This is a genomic window from Chitinophaga sp. YR627, assembly GCF_900114995.1.
Classification (GTDB): Bacteria; Bacteroidota; Bacteroidia; order Chitinophagales; family Chitinophagaceae; genus Chitinophaga.
In genome coordinates this window covers 604,344-619,473 of record NZ_FOUX01000003.1, presented here as the reverse complement: position 1 = coordinate 619,473, position 15,130 = coordinate 604,344, and the positions used below count along the sequence as shown (strand labels likewise).

The following is a 15,130-nucleotide window of genomic DNA, read 5'->3' as shown; positions in this document are numbered from 1 at the left end:
TCACAGAAATCGATTGTAATCAACTACATAACAATCAATTATAATAAAACGAGTACGCAGAAAAATATTTAATTAAAAATTGCTACAATAAAATATTTATAAATAGATTTGCTTACATCACAATCATTATTATTACAGTGGTAAGAAACTCTCAATTAATCATTATCACATTAAACCAAAAACATTCAACATGAAAAAGAAGATGCCTTCCGCACCTGAACCAATCAATTTGTTACAGGATGTGCATTCGAGGATGATCAATCTCCCGATCTACTTCCGTGAGCGCGTATGCGAGGAATGTTCATGGAGCATCCCCACTTTCTACCGCAAAATGCGTACTGCCATGAGGCCTGGCAGTTCCAACAGCGAAAAGATTACGCCCAATCTCAGCAATGCAGAAAGAGAAAAGATCATCGCAATACTGGATGAAGTATTCGAGGGTTTTTGGGAATACTGCGAGAAGTACAGGAGAAAGCCCGCTAAGGACTAATTAAGCACCTGTACTCATTCATAACCTATGCCCATTTAGATGCTAACTCCGGGAGCCCCCTCAGACCAGCTGAAAACACCATTCCTGGCCCAATCAGAACATGCAGAGGTTTGTTATTGACTATTGCCCAATTTTATTAAATTTAAGCTGCAGATTGCTAACACGTTACTTAATTTGACCAACAAAAACTGATTGCAGCTATGGCTTATCCGTATCAGATCAAGAGCTTAGAAGAGTATCAACAGAATTATCAGCAGAGCGTTATGGACCCGGAAGGCTTCTGGGCAAACGTTGCTGATCATTTCTACTGGCGCCGCAAATGGGATAAGGTACTGGAATGGAATTTTAAAGATCCGGACGTGAAATGGTTCACTGGCGGTAAACTCAATATTACCGAAAACTGCCTTGACCGTCACCTGGGTACCCTGGGAAATACACCCGCTATTATCTGGGAACCTAACGATCCGGAAGAACGCCACCGCGTTATTACTTATCGTGACCTTTATAATAAAGTTTGCCAGTTCGCCAATGTGCTGAAAAACAATGGCGTAAAAAAAGGCGACCGCGTATGTATCTATATGGGGATGATCCCCGAACTGGCTATTGCAGTACTTGCCTGTGCCCGTATCGGCGCGATCCACTCAGTAGTATTCGGTGGCTTTAGTGCCCAGTCCATTGCCGACAGGATCCAGGATGCCCAGGCCAGCCTTGTGATCACCTGCGACGGTGCATTCCGTGGTAATAAAGATATTCCGCTCAAATCTGTTATCGATGACGCGCTCATCGGCTGCCCTTCCGTTAAAAAGGTGATCGTATGTACCCGCACCCGCACACCTGTCAGCATGATCAAAGGACGTGACCTCTGGTGGGAAGACGAGATCAAACAGGTCGAAACCATGGGGAACCCTCCCTGCCCTGCTGAAGAAATGGATGCGGAAGATATGCTCTTTATCCTCTACACTTCCGGCTCTACGGGCAAACCTAAAGGGGTTGTACATACCTGCGGTGGCTACATGGTATACGCAAACTATACCTTCGTAAATACCTTCCAGTACCAACCCGGCGAAGTTTACTTCTGTACTGCCGATGTGGGATGGATCACCGGTCATAGCTATATCATCTACGGTCCGCTCAGTGCCGGCGCCACTACCCTCATGTTTGAAGGTGTGCCTACTTATCCTGATGCAGGCCGTTTATGGTCTATCGTAGATAAATTCCGTGTAAACATTCTCTATACCGCGCCAACCGCTATCCGCAGTCTGATGGGATACGGTCTCGGTCCGGTAAATCATAAAGATCTCAGCTCTCTCAAAAAACTGGGTAGCGTTGGTGAACCTATCAATGAGGAAGCATGGCATTGGTTCAAAGATCATATCGGTAAAGGACGCTGTCCGATTGTCGACACCTGGTGGCAAACTGAAACCGGTGGTATTATGATCACGCCTATTGCCGGCATCACCAAAGAAAAACCAGGTTATGCCACCCTCCCGCTGCCAGGTATTCAGCCAATCCTGGTAGATGAAAAAGGAGAAGAAATAAAAGGCAATAACGTCAATGGTAACCTCTGTATCAAGTTCCCATGGCCAGGCATGCTGCGTACGACCTATGGCGATCATGAACGCTGCCGCACGACCTACTTCGCCACATACGATAACCTCTACTTTACCGGCGACGGCTGTCTGCGTGATGAAGACGGCTACTACCGCATCACCGGTCGCGTAGATGATGTACTCAATGTGAGCGGCCACCGTATCGGTACCGCCGAAGTGGAAAATGCCATCAACATGCACGCCGGCGTAGTAGAAAGCGCTGTCGTAGGTTACCCGCACGATATCAAAGGGCAGGGCATCTATGCGTACGTGATCACCGAAAGACAGACCCACGATCCGGAACTGACCAAAAAGGATATCCTGCAGACAGTATCCCGTATCATCGGCCCGATCGCCAAACCGGATAAGATCCAGTTTGTCAGTGGTTTACCAAAGACCCGTTCCGGTAAGATCATGCGCCGCATTCTCCGTAAGATCGCTGAAGGAGAGCTGGACAATCTGGGCGATACCTCTACCCTGCTGGATCCGGCTGTCGTAGAAGAGATCAAAAGAAGCAGACTTTAACAGTCATTAACACTCACATTATAAAAAGGGCTGACATATTCAGCCCTTTTTTTGTATCCTTGTGCCCAGGAAACCGCGTAGCATAGATCCCGAGCGAACCATATTTAACCTGCGAACGAAACATTCAGAACCGGACAAAAGACCATTATCCCAACTTTAACAAATTTTCCATGAAAAAAATCCTCATTCCTGTACTGTTATGCAGCCTGTGGGCCTGCAAAAAAGAGACACCAGATCCAGCGCCCCCGCCTCCTGAGATCCCAGACCTGGTCGTTACTGTATGGGATGCCACCAAATGGGATGTAGCCCATCCCAAAGGAACAATAACTCCCGATGCAAAAGTGGAGTTGTTTGCATCAAAAAAAGATCTTCTCGAAGCTAAGCCGGCATATACTGCCACCGCTGACCAATCAGGTAAAGCACTGTTTGAAAATGTCGTTCCCGGCAAATATTTCATTTTTGCCTCCAGGGGAGACATGGTCAATATATGGACCGATGCGAATGGCAATACAATGGTGTCAGATACACTGTTCCAGTCCGAAACAGAAATTAAAAATCCACAGACGCCGCTCCAGTCAGGAGCGATGCCCGGCGACTTCCGTTTCAAAGACCTGAATGGAGACATGATCATCAATGCCAATGATGTTGCAGATGTAACCTCCCTCAGCTATGATCTCAGGAAAGATGGCATCACCACCGTAAATGTCATCATCGGCTATAAATCCAATTCAAAAGCGACCCTTTACACCACAACAGACCAGATAGAAACAGCACTGGGTACGATCACCTCCAACATTGCCGTAACACATAATCGTCTGGCGATACTGGACGGGGTGCTCAGCGATGATGCAGATTGTAGTGTTATCACCAACTGGTGTGACTACGATAAATTTACCTTTAACGCATCCACTGACGGCACTAGCAATATCTGGGTTGCCTATATCAACAATATAGTAGCGCTGAATAAAATGCTTTTAAGTCTGCAGCAGATCAGTGGCGATCACGCAGCGCTGACAGCACAGATCAGGGCATACCGCGCCTTCGCATACCTGGACCTACATACTTATTTCGGGCAACTGCCGATTATTAAAAATGCAAACATCGGCGCCGATCTTAAACGCGCCTCATGGGAAGAAACCAGGGCATTTATCAAAACAGAACTGAACGCTGTACTGCCTGTGTTGCCAGTCATCGCGCCTGCTAATTCAACCGGACGTGCGACCAGCTACGTAGCACATATGCTGCTGGCCAGATTAGCCTTCCAGGAAAGCGACGTCGAATCACTCATTGCACACACCGATGCAGTGATCGATTCAAAAGCATTTGAGCTGGTTGATTACAGCACGGTCTTTACGAATTCATCCAATCATGAGATCATCTGGACCCTTCCCTTATTAAATACCCAGGAAAGTTTCTTTACCAGTTACTTCGTACGTAACGGCGTAGTTTTCAAATTCTTCCCGGTGATCCGCTATACAGAAGCATGGTTGCTGAAAGGCTACGGAAAAGCGATGTCAAACGACCTCGCCGGTACCAGAGACGCTATCAACACCATCCGCGCCCGCAGCAAGACATCAGGATCCGATCCTAAAAATATGGACGAGGCAATTGCAGCATTAGGATCATTGTATAAAGATGAATTGTATCGCGAAGGTTTCCGTTATGCATTCCTGGTACTGACCAATCAGGCAGAAAAGGTACTGACTGACAAAGGTTACAAAGACCATCACAGGTACCTGCCTATTCCGGTATCCGTGCTGGAACTGTATCCAAACATGACGCAGAACGCAGGTTACTAAACTGACCTTTTTTCATATAAAAAGCGGGTGTATCCTTAAAATGATACACCCGCTTTTTATATTTTTACACCATGAAGTTTTTGAAACGTACCCTGCGTATTTTCCTTGTTTTGTTTCTCCTGCTGAATGTCGTTGCCGCATTTCATGCCTGGAAATTCACTCACTTTTATGCTGCCGGCACATTCGCCAACAAACATCAGCAACCGGAACAGATGAGTGTCTTTGAAAAAACAAAGATGGTGCTGCTCGGTGTACGTCTTTCAAAATCTGCTGTCAGCCACAAGCCGGAAGTCCCTTACGAAACAATGCATGTACAAACCTACAACGGTCTTGAACTGGAAGGATGGTGGATGCCCCGTCCGGACGCAAAAGGTACCGTGATCCTCTTTCATGGTTACAATGGAAGCAAAGACGGCCCGATTCCCGAAGCCGCTTATTTCCGCCTGTTGGGCTACAATACCCTCCTGATGGACTTCCGCGCGCATGGTAATAGTCAGGGGGACGTTTGTACCATCGGTTATAAAGAAGCAGAAGATGTAATGCTGGCATATAACTTCGTACAGCAGAAGGGAGAGAAACACATTATACTATGGGGAGTAAGCATGGGCGCTGCTGCTGTTCTGAGGGCTGTTCCTGCCTATCATCTGCACCCTGACAAGGTTATCCTTGAATGCTCCTTTGCAAAGCTGACAGACGCCGTTAAAGGAAGAATGCGCGCTGTGAATTTACCAGGCACACCGCTGGCAGAAATACTCACTTTCTGGGGCGGTATTGAGAATGGGTTCTGGGGATTCGGTTATAACCCTGCTGACTATGCACAAAACATCCATATGCCGGCGCTGGTATGCTGGGGTACACAGGATAACCGTGTTACCCGGCAGGAAACCAACAGCGTATACCGTCAGCTGGGCACACGCAAAAAGAAGCTGATCATCTTTGAGAAATCAGGTCATCAGTCATTCTGCCGTAATGAAGGAGAGAAATGGAAAACAGCGGTGAAAAGCTTCCTGCAATAGACTGCATAAAAAAAGCACACTCCACCCGAATGAAGTGTGCCTCACAAGACCAATACCCGCCTTTATGATAGTTCATGATGCCAGACCGATGGCCAGACATCACTACAATGCTCCCGGCTTAAGGCCATAACGACATTGTTCTTCATCAAAATTCAGCATGTAAGATCTTCGAATTCGTTGCTTATAATAAAGGTAATAAGACACACTGCAATGTGCAATACAGGGATCAACGTCTTATTACAACAGGTGTTCCTACCTTGATAATATCGTATAGTTCACTGACGTCGCTGTTCTTCATACTAACGCATCCAAGCGTCCAGTTGATACGACCCTCAACGTAATTATCACGTATACCGGAGTTCCATTCCACGCCATGTATACCGATGCCACCACCAGGGGTAGCGCCCGCTGGTAATACACCCGCACTCTGTAACTCATGAAATTTATTCCAGGAAGCTTCGTTCGGATAATCCAGCAACATAAAACGGTTCCAGAGTTTATCCGTTCTTTTACTCAATATATGAAATGTACCCTCAGGCGTCAGGCGATCTCCTTCCTGTCTCTTGTCTGATTGGTCTTTGTTGCCAAATACTACTTTGTAAATCTTTCTTAATGTAACATCCTCATATAAGTACATCCGGTAATCACTCTTGTCCACCAACAGAAATATTTTATCAGGATCAATGTTGCCAGGGTGTATTTTCACTTCATACAAATAGTCTTCGTCACTTCCTTTAAAAGTAAATCCTGATACGGTCACAGTCAGCACCAGGAGCATCAACAAGCAATAGCGATTCATTTTCACAGGGATTTTGCAATTTAGTTAACGTTGGCTGTCAATGCATTATTGCAGCGCGCAAAAAAATAGATCGCAAAAATAAAGAACCATCCGGAATTTCCGTTCAACTTTCAGCTAAACGGAACCGGATGGTTCTTAGAAAAAACGGTTATACCGCTATATGATTAGTACCCGAAAATCTCTTCCAGTGTAACGACTTTCACGTCGCCATACTTCTTCAGTTCTTCCGGATTCACTTTCTTTTCCGAAGCCATGATACAATAAGTATAAGGCTTGTTGGCAATGTTCTGATCGTGGAACTGTTTCACATTATCAAAGGTAATACCATCGATCTGTGCGTATACAGTCTTACGATAATCAGTATCCAGTCCCAGCTTTTTAGCAGCCAGGTAGCTGAAGATGATACCATCCTGTGTGATACGCTCAGTTTCGATATCCTGTTTCAGGCTCTGTTTTGCAGTCTGGAAACCTTTATCGGAACGAGGCATATCATTCAGCAGTTCGTTCATACCACCGATCGCATCATTCATTTTATCAGCCTGGCTACCTACGTATGCAACCATGGAATAACGGCTGTCTTTTTTATCAGGCGCCGCATAGTATGCGTAAGTAGAATAAGCAAGCGCTTTAGACTCACGGATGGTCTGGAATACAATAGAACCCATGTTACCACCAAAGTAACCGTTGAACACGCTTACCAGGGCAGTTGTTTCAGGACTGTAAGTACCACCGTTCCTGATCCAGTTCACTTCTGACTGTACCATGTCGTAATCGGTGAATAACACCTGATTTTTGTCCTGTGAAATTTTGTCAAACTTCACCGGCGCAGGTACTGCTTTTGGAGACGCTGAGATCTGGTGCTGTTTACCAATAGCGGCAATAGCAGCATCCAGTGTCTGCGGACCGTAATAAATCACCATATGCTGGTACTCAGGCAGGCCATGCAGGATATCTGTCAGTTGCTGTGCAGTAACACCATCCAGATCAGCCTGGCTCAGCTGATTGTTGAATGGATTCTTGTCACCATACATACCATAGCTGGCAAGTCCTTTCAGGATATTCCCCTTATTCAGCTTAGCATCTGAGCGGCTTTTCCCCATACGTCCTTTCAATGCGGTCAGTGCCTGCTCATTTGGCTGGCAATTTTTCAGCAGGTGTTCAAACAGACTCACTGCTTTATCAAAGTTCTCCTGTAAACCAGTAACGCTGAGTGTGGTTACATCTGCACCGGTAGAAACATTGAAATTACAGGCGATATTGTAGAATTCTTTGCTGATCTGCTCAGAGCTGTACTTATCGGTACCCAGGAACTGAAGATACTGTGCCGCAAGCGGATACAGTTTATTATTCCAGCTACCCATATCAAAACGGTAATACAGACGGAAGAGACCGTTGTCTTTGTTTTGTACATACAGCACATCAGAAGCACCCAGTTTACCTTTCTGGATATCTTTATCGTAATCCAGCCACATTGGCTGAATACCGGCAGCCGGCATTTCATTTACCTGTTTCAGGAAAGCAGATTGTGCTTCGCGGTTTACTTCAACTGGTGTAATAGCAGGTTTGTCTACTTTCTGAATATTCTTGTCTTCGCCTTTACGTTTGTACAGCAGTACATAATTGTTCGCGAAGTATTTGTTGGCAAATTCAACGATCTGCTGTTTAGTTACCTTGCCCATATCATCCACGAAAGAAACGTCTGTTACCCAGTTCTTTCCTCTGTGTTTGATAAAGCCGTCCATCAGTGCATTCGCACGGTTGCTGTTGCTTTCCAGGCCAGTCAGTTCAGCCAGTTTGGCGTTGTTTACGATCGCTTTTACCATTGATTCATCAAACTCGCCTTTCTTCAGGATCTCCAGCTGACCCAGTAACAGGTCTTTTACTTCTTCCAGTGTCTGGCCCTGTTTAGCGGTTCCACTCAGCGAGAACACGGAATAGTCTTTCCATCCCATTACGCCCGCGCTTGATTTCAGCACTTTCTGCTGTTTGTTGATGTTCAGATCCAGCAGACCGGCTTTACCGTTGTTCATTACTTCAGAAATAACGGACAGCAGTACATTGGATTTTACATCCAGCGCACCCGGCATACGGAAGGCGATCATCACGTTTTCAGCGTCAGGACCGAATACTTCTTTTACGATCGGAGCAGACATTGGTTTCTCAACCGGCGCCTTGTAAGTAACTACAGGTTTAGCTGGCATGTAAGAGAATGCTTTGTCTACCTGTTTGATCACCTGATCAGGATCCAGATCACCAGCCATTACTACCGCCATATTGCCTGGTACATAGTAGGTATTATAGAATTGACGGATCGCCTTCAGATTAGGATTCTTCAGGTGCTCTATAGTACCGATAGTGCTTTGCTGACCATAGTTGTGCGTAGGGAACAGGGTAGATAACATCAGCTCGTAAGATTTACGGCCGTCGTTATCCAGACCTCTGTTCTTTTCCTCGTACACAGCTTCCAGTTCTGTATGGAACAGACGGAATACCGGGTCTTTGAAACGCTCAGCCTGCACAGTCAGGAATTTGTCCACTACGTTGGAAGGGATATCTTCCTCATAGATGGTCTCTTCTACCCAGGTATGTGCATTTGTACCCTGAGCGCCCATGCCTGACATCAGTTTGTCATACTCATTGGCGATGGCATACTTCGCAGCCAGACCGGATACGCTGTCTATCTTATGATAAACTGCGTTACGGGCGGTAACACCGGTTGTATGATTGTAAGTATCATACAAACCTTCGATCTGATCCAGATAAGGCTTCTCTTTAGACCAGTCCAGTGAGCCATACTGCTGGGTACCTTTGAACAGCAGGTGTTCCAGGTAGTGAGCCAGCCCGGTGTGATCAGCCGGATCGTCGTTACTACCCGCGCGGGTACCGATCAGGGTCTGGATGCGTGGGTCTTTTTTGTTGACAGAAAGGATGACGGTAAGGCCGTTTTTCAACGTGTAGAAGCGGGCTTTCATCGGATCATTGACGATATACTTATAAGTAAATCCTCCCGATGTCCCCTCCTTCCATTCGTACTTCTTTTGTTGTGCTCCTGCTATTGTGGACATAGAAGAGGCCAGCAGCAATAGACAGCTTGCTTTTTGAATGAGGTTCATGAATTGGTTTTTGAAAATAAAATAAACATTACCAAATATAATGGTAATGTCCGGATGTGTCCGGGCAGTAATTTGTTAAATGGAACTAAAAAATGAGCAATGGACTATTTCTTCCAGTCCAATTCCGAAGCGGGTCCATACCGGACATTAACAAACAGTGCATCCAGGGCAACAGGTGTCTGTACATTGGCTAACAGTAAAGGGTGCTCATGTGGTTGCTCAACGGACGAATAACTTAACTCGTTTTCCTTTTGAATTACTCCAGGTTTGTGTCCATAAATTTTAACCCCTACAATTCTCTTCTCACATGAATGTGCCCATACTATAAATCCGGTACAGGCCAGAAAGGCAATAAAAGAACGCATACATCTTAGATTTTGATCCCCCAAAAAACGTTAAAAGCTATTAAAACGTATCCCTATTGAGAAAGGATACTGTTCCAGGCCATAATCATGTAAAGGAGTCAGCGCGAAATTACCATAAAGTTTAAGAGGTCCGTAACCTATATCTCCGGTAAGGCTGAGTTTCCATTTGTTCAGGTTGAAGTCATCTACTTTTTTCTCTTTCCCTCTTTCACGGCTGATCTGCTTTGTCCTGGCTTTCACAAGATAACCACCCATTACACCCATACCCATTTTAAAGGCTCTGGAAGGACGGGCCGGATTACTGTTAAAGTTCAGCATCAGCGGTATGCTCAGGTATTCAGCAAACAGCTTGTTTTTAGAGAAATTCACGTTATCTCTTACGATCTCAGTTGGGTAACCTGGTACATAAGTGATATTTCTGGCAAAACGGTAGTTGTTCATTTCGACACCCAGCGCATAGATCAGGTTTAATTTGTGCTTATAGATGTTCAGCCTTTGCTGGAAAAGCCAGATGTTGAGATTGATGGACTTTCCGGTAATAAGCTTGAACTCCGAAGGTGTAAGTGGTGCACTTCCTCCACGAGGCGCCAGGGTATTGAGGCCGGCAGCAGAATAAGTATAGGATTTACTATAGCTGTCTGCATAGCCGTTGGGTGCTGCGTAATAGGATAATGCTACCGCTCCGCCATAATCGCTGCGGTCGATATAGTTGTTAAAGCCAAGATCCACAACAAACCACCTGGTTTGCAGGTTCTTCTTCAACCTTTCTTTCGCATAAGCGGTGTCATTGTAAACCCTGAAGATGCGTTTGCCTTTTGCATCCTTACCCTTCATGATGATCAGTCCTTTTACCTGGAACGTCTCAACAAGACTGTCAGCAGTCTGGGCCTGTACACCAACACTTACAATAAGCAGTAACAATAAATAGCGTAAAGCTTTACCCTTCATATCAAAAAAATTCATTCTTCCTGATTATTTCTTTTTACGGGACAGGAACCGGGCTACATTGGCAACCCCATTCAGCAGTTTACTGTCTCCGTTCATGGTCACTGCTACCACCAGTTCTCCTTTCACATTAGCCGGCGCTGCGCTGGCGGCTTCGGGAGCTGCACTACTGATCTTGGTCGCATTGGCCATTGTGGCAGATTTCTCTGCTACAACAGTTGCGTTTTCAGCCAGTATCTTCTCCTGTTGTTCACTTTTTTCCTGCAGTTGCTGTACGACCTCGCCGGAAGTAGATGCCGGTTGTGGTATCTTGGCGAGCGCGACTGCCCTGGTATCAGGAATATGATTAGCAGGTTCCTGCTGGTTTGATTCGTTAGCTTCCGGCGCCTGGCGGTTTACTGCTTTATCAGCTACCCGGTTATGGGCAAGGGCATTTGATAAGGCTGTATTCCTGTTCTTGTCAGCCGCTGTTGTTGGATGCTGCGCCTCGTTATTGGTCACATTATCAGCAACTTGCGACTGAGAGGATGCCGGATGATCATTTTGGGCAACAGATGATGAAGCCTGTGGCACAGTTACCGTCTGCGGCGCTGTCTGTGAAGACGTGCCGGTTTGAGCAGCCGGCTGATTGACAACAACAGCTGCCGGTTCTCCGGTACGCTGTCCCGGAATGAGCCAGAAGGAAAGTCCTGCCACAACAGCTGCAGCGGCACTCCACCACCAAAGCGGGCGTACCCTGGTCTGCTCCTTCTTATATAGCGATGCTTTATTCTCAAATGTTACAGTAAGATCCGGGGTTAAGCGGGCTGCCTGTAAGAGGCTGAGTTCCTGCTGTATATGCGGATGCTGGCTGATCAATGCCTCCAGCTGTGTCCTTTCGGCTGTACTTAATTCATTATCAACATAATCCAGCAGGAAGCGCTCATAATTGGTCGCTGACAACACATCAGACTTGCGGTACAGCATGTCTCTGGCATCAAACTGCATGGTTGTATCCGGCTGCAGTTTCGTGGATTCCAGCAGCGCCAGTTCCTTGCGGATTTCCGGATGGAGGTCCATGAAGGCTTCCAGCGCAGCACGCTCCTCTCCTGTCAGCTCACCGTCAATGGCGCTGAGCAGGAATTCTTCGTAGTTCGATATGTTGATATTTACTGCCAAATCAAGACATATAATTATTATGCAATATTACTCGATTCTCCAGATCTGTACTAGATCACATTTTCCATTTTGACCAGGTACTGCTTCAGATGTAAGCGGGCGCGATGCAGGTAAACTTTCACCTGTGAAGGATTCAGTTTCATGATATCTCCGATCTCTTCATAACTGTACCCTTCATAGTCTTTTAATAATATCAGTGAACGCTGTACATCCGTCAAACGATCCAGCGCCTTCTCCAGTACCTTCTTCGCATCATGGATCCGCTGCTCTGAGATCTTCGTTTCCTCTTTGAACTCGTCTACCAGGGAGATGCGCTTCACTTTACGGACATGGTCGATCATATTGTGGTACGCTACAGTAAAAAGGTATGACTTGCCTTTCTCAAAAGGCACATCTTTACAGTGCTTCCACAATATTTCAAACGCATTCTGTACAACATCTCTGGCATCCTCAGTATGGTCTAAATTTTTAACAATAAACCGGAAGAGATTGTCCGCGTACAGATCCACGCATTGATTATACTCCTTTTCCGTCATCCGGGTGTTGCGGGATTTTAGTGCTAATGTCCGACAATTATTAATACGCGCTATCGCTCTTCCTCACTTCTAACACACTATTTACCTGTACGTTACAGTTCTGTCAACCCTGCTACTCCGGATGGAGAGTTCCCGCATAGCCTCAGCCATCCTTTTCAATAGCGCGGAAATTCAACCTTCGGCCAGCCCCCCTTTCAGGATGTGTCCTGTTGGGGGAACAAGGGGCAGACATTACTATGACGCAGAGCAGTCCCCAAATGTTACAACCCCGTCAAACTTTTTGGTGCTCCGTGACAAATGTCCATATAGCTGCGGGATTCGTAATACATTTAATCCTATAACTTTGACCAGGTTACAAAAATCTGCTATTTATGAATCAGAAATTCATTACCCGTATCCAAAAGGAGCTGGATGACATACGCACAGCCGGCCTTTTCAAGAATGAGCGAGTTATCACTTCAGAACAAGGCGCCGAAATTCAGGTAGGCGGCAATACCGTTGTTAACTTCTGTGCTAATAACTACCTGGGTCTTTCCAGCCACCCCGATGTGGTAAAGGCTGCCAAAGAAGCCATTGATACTCACGGATATGGTATGAGCAGTGTACGCTTTATCTGCGGTACGCAGGATATTCACCGTGAACTGGAGCAGAAACTGGCTTCCTTCCTCGGTACAGAAGATACCATCCTCTACGCAGCAGCGTTCGACGCAAATGGTGGTGTATTTGAACCACTGTTCAATGAAGAAGATGCCATCATCTCCGACGCCCTGAACCATGCCTCTATTATTGATGGTGTACGCCTTTGTAAAGCACAGCGTTACCGTTATGAGCATAATAATATGGCTGACCTGGAAGCAAAACTCCAGGAATCCGCTCACCTGCGCAGCCGCATCATTGTTACCGACGGCTCCTTCAGCATGGACGGTACCATTGCCCAGCTGGATAAGATCTGCGACCTGGCGGACAAATACGACGCTATCGTTATGATCGACGAAAGCCATTCTTCCGGCTTCCTGGGTAAAACCGGTCGCGGTACCCATGAATACCGTAACGTAATGGGCCGTATCGATATCATCACCGGCACCCTGGGTAAAGCTTTGGGTGGTGCATCCGGCGGTTTCACCAGCGGTAAAAAAGAGATCATCGACATGCTGCGTCAGCGTAGCCGTCCATATCTGTTCTCCAACTCCGTTGCACCAAGCATCGTAGGCGCATCTATCTCCGTACTGGATATGCTGAGCGCAACTACCGCCCTGCGCGATAAACTGGAATACAATACCCGTTACTTCCGTACCAAAATGACGGAAGCCGGTTTCGATATCAAACCCGGCGATCACCCGATCGTTCCCGTAATGCTGTATGATGCAGTACTCAGTCAGCAATTTGCCGACAAACTGCTGAAAGAAGGTATCTACGTGATCGGCTTCTTCTTCCCGGTTGTAGCAAAAGGCCAGGCGCGTATCCGCGTACAGCTCAGTGCCGCTCACGAACAAGCTCACCTGGACAAGGCCATCACCGCTTTCACCAAGGTTGGTAAAGAATTAGGCGTAATTAAATAACTGCTTATATATAAGATCTGCAAAAGGATGCCATATGGCATCCTTTTGTCATTTCGTGCTGTACCACTAAATATCTACTTTTGCAGCACTAAACAAAGAATGCATAATGAAACAGACTGGCTGGATACTCCTGCTGATAGCCTTCTTGGCCAATGCCTGCGCACCGAATAACGTGGAGAACGAAAAGAACTGGGAAAAATACTTCGCCGAATACAAGGTGGAAGGATGTTTTATGCTGTTCAACAACAGCCAGGGAACCTTTAAGGTATATAACCTGGAACGTTCCCAGCAACGCTTCCTGCCTGCCTCTACCTTTAAGATCTTTAACTCCCTCGTCGGCCTGGAAACAGGTGTTATCAAAGATACCTCTTACGTTATTCCATGGGATGGCGTAACCCGCGATATGCCGGAATGGAACCGTGACCTGAGCATGCAACAGGCCTTCCGCGTATCAGCTGTTCCCTATTTCCAGGAAGTGGCCCGCCGCATTACCAAACCAGTTATGCAACACTGGCTGGATACCATTAAGTATGGTAATATGAAGATCAGCAAAATCGACACCTTCTGGCTGGACAACTCCTTACAGATTTCTCCGGATGAAGAACTTGGCTTCATCAAGAAACTGTATTTCGACCAGCTGCCTTTCCATAAAGTGACCATGCAGAACGTCAGACAAGTTATGCTCATGGAGAAAAAACCGGAATACGAACTGAGCTATAAAACAGGCATGGGCTTCTCCGGACCTAAAACAATCGGCTGGATCACCGGCTGGATTGAAGAAAATGGCCACCCGAGCTTCTTCGTGCTGAATATAGAAACGGAAAACAAATCCCTGGATATGCGTACCGTACGTATGAATATCCTCAGAAACATCCTGGCAGACGCCGGATACTTCAAAGGAATGAAATAGATGCTTTTGTCAAACAATTGCGTCTCATCTCCCCGAAGGGGAAAATGCTGAAGAAATAATAAACCGCGGGTCTCCCTTTATCGGGACCTCAGCTATTGATAAACAGGACCATAGTTGAACAGGTCATCTTCCTGCCAGACTATGGTCTTTTTATGCCTCATGTACATACTTGCCTTAGTCAAATATCATAAACTCTTGCAAGCCAGGGGAAAATACAAACACTTACCTACGTCAATTAAAAACAGCTAAACCCTTTACTATATTGAGTAGTAATACTTCATATAAGTGCATCAAGTCCACGTCCTCACCGCCTTAACTACCTGACA

11 protein-coding genes are annotated in these 15,130 nt (G+C 46.2%); 6 read left to right on the top strand and 5 right to left on the bottom strand.

Features of this window, described 5'->3' with window-relative positions:
- The first annotated feature begins 190 nt into the window (after positions 1-190).
- From BMZ72_RS18005 to BMZ72_RS17990, 4 genes are all read left to right on the top strand, one after another.
- Positions 191-490, top strand: a complete 300-nt coding sequence (locus BMZ72_RS18005; RefSeq protein ID WP_089810786.1) for a hypothetical protein — start codon at positions 191-193, stop codon at positions 488-490.
- A gap of 200 nt (positions 491-690) precedes the next feature.
- Positions 691-2,604, top strand: a complete 1,914-nt coding sequence (acs, locus tag BMZ72_RS18000; RefSeq protein WP_089810784.1) for an acetate--CoA ligase — start codon at positions 691-693, stop codon at positions 2,602-2,604.
- 170 nt (positions 2,605-2,774) lie between these two features.
- The gene (locus tag BMZ72_RS17995) at positions 2,775-4,403 is read left to right on the top strand and encodes a RagB/SusD family nutrient uptake outer membrane protein (protein ID WP_089810782.1); all 1,629 of its coding nucleotides are present in this window, start codon (positions 2,775-2,777) and stop codon (positions 4,401-4,403) included.
- Positions 4,404-4,474: 71 nt separating this feature from the next.
- The gene (locus tag BMZ72_RS17990) at positions 4,475-5,419 is read left to right on the top strand and encodes an alpha/beta hydrolase (protein ID WP_089810780.1); all 945 of its coding nucleotides are present in this window, start codon (positions 4,475-4,477) and stop codon (positions 5,417-5,419) included.
- A 226-nt stretch (positions 5,420-5,645) separates the two neighbouring features.
- Here the strand turns inward: BMZ72_RS17990 and BMZ72_RS17985 are convergent, their stop codons facing one another.
- The 5 genes from BMZ72_RS17985 to BMZ72_RS17960 all read right to left on the bottom strand — a co-directional run bounded on the left by BMZ72_RS17985 (position 5,646) and on the right by BMZ72_RS17960 (position 12,335).
- Entirely contained in the window at positions 5,646-6,218 is a 573-nt protein-coding gene (locus BMZ72_RS17985) for a L,D-transpeptidase family protein (protein ID WP_089810778.1), read from the bottom strand.
- 164 nt (positions 6,219-6,382) lie between these two features.
- A complete protein-coding gene (locus BMZ72_RS17980) occupies positions 6,383-9,331 on the bottom strand; it encodes a M16 family metallopeptidase (RefSeq protein WP_089810776.1) in 2,949 nt (982 codons plus the stop codon).
- Positions 9,332-9,726: 395 nt separating this feature from the next.
- Complete coding sequence (locus tag BMZ72_RS17970) at positions 9,727-10,659, bottom strand: outer membrane beta-barrel protein (protein WP_089810772.1); 933 nt, start codon at positions 10,657-10,659, stop codon at positions 9,727-9,729.
- A 9-nt stretch (positions 10,660-10,668) separates the two neighbouring features.
- Positions 10,669-11,799 carry a hypothetical protein gene (locus tag BMZ72_RS17965; protein WP_089810770.1) on the bottom strand — a complete coding sequence of 377 codons (1,131 nt, stop codon included), beginning with the start codon at positions 11,797-11,799 and terminating at the stop codon, positions 10,669-10,671.
- 50 nt (positions 11,800-11,849) lie between these two features.
- The gene (locus BMZ72_RS17960; RefSeq protein WP_012788583.1) at positions 11,850-12,335 is read right to left on the bottom strand and encodes an RNA polymerase sigma factor; all 486 of its coding nucleotides are present in this window, start codon (positions 12,333-12,335) and stop codon (positions 11,850-11,852) included.
- A gap of 371 nt (positions 12,336-12,706) precedes the next feature.
- Between BMZ72_RS17960 and kbl the strand changes: the two genes are divergently transcribed.
- On the top strand, positions 12,707-13,894 hold the full coding sequence (kbl, locus tag BMZ72_RS17955; protein WP_089810768.1) for a glycine C-acetyltransferase: 1,188 nt from the start codon (positions 12,707-12,709) through the stop codon (positions 13,892-13,894).
- A gap of 106 nt (positions 13,895-14,000) precedes the next feature.
- Positions 14,001-14,804 (top strand): class D beta-lactamase, encoded by an 804-nt coding sequence (gene blaOXA, locus BMZ72_RS17950; RefSeq protein ID WP_089810766.1) that lies wholly within the window; start codon positions 14,001-14,003, stop codon positions 14,802-14,804.
- The last annotated feature ends 326 nt before the right edge of the window (positions 14,805-15,130 follow it).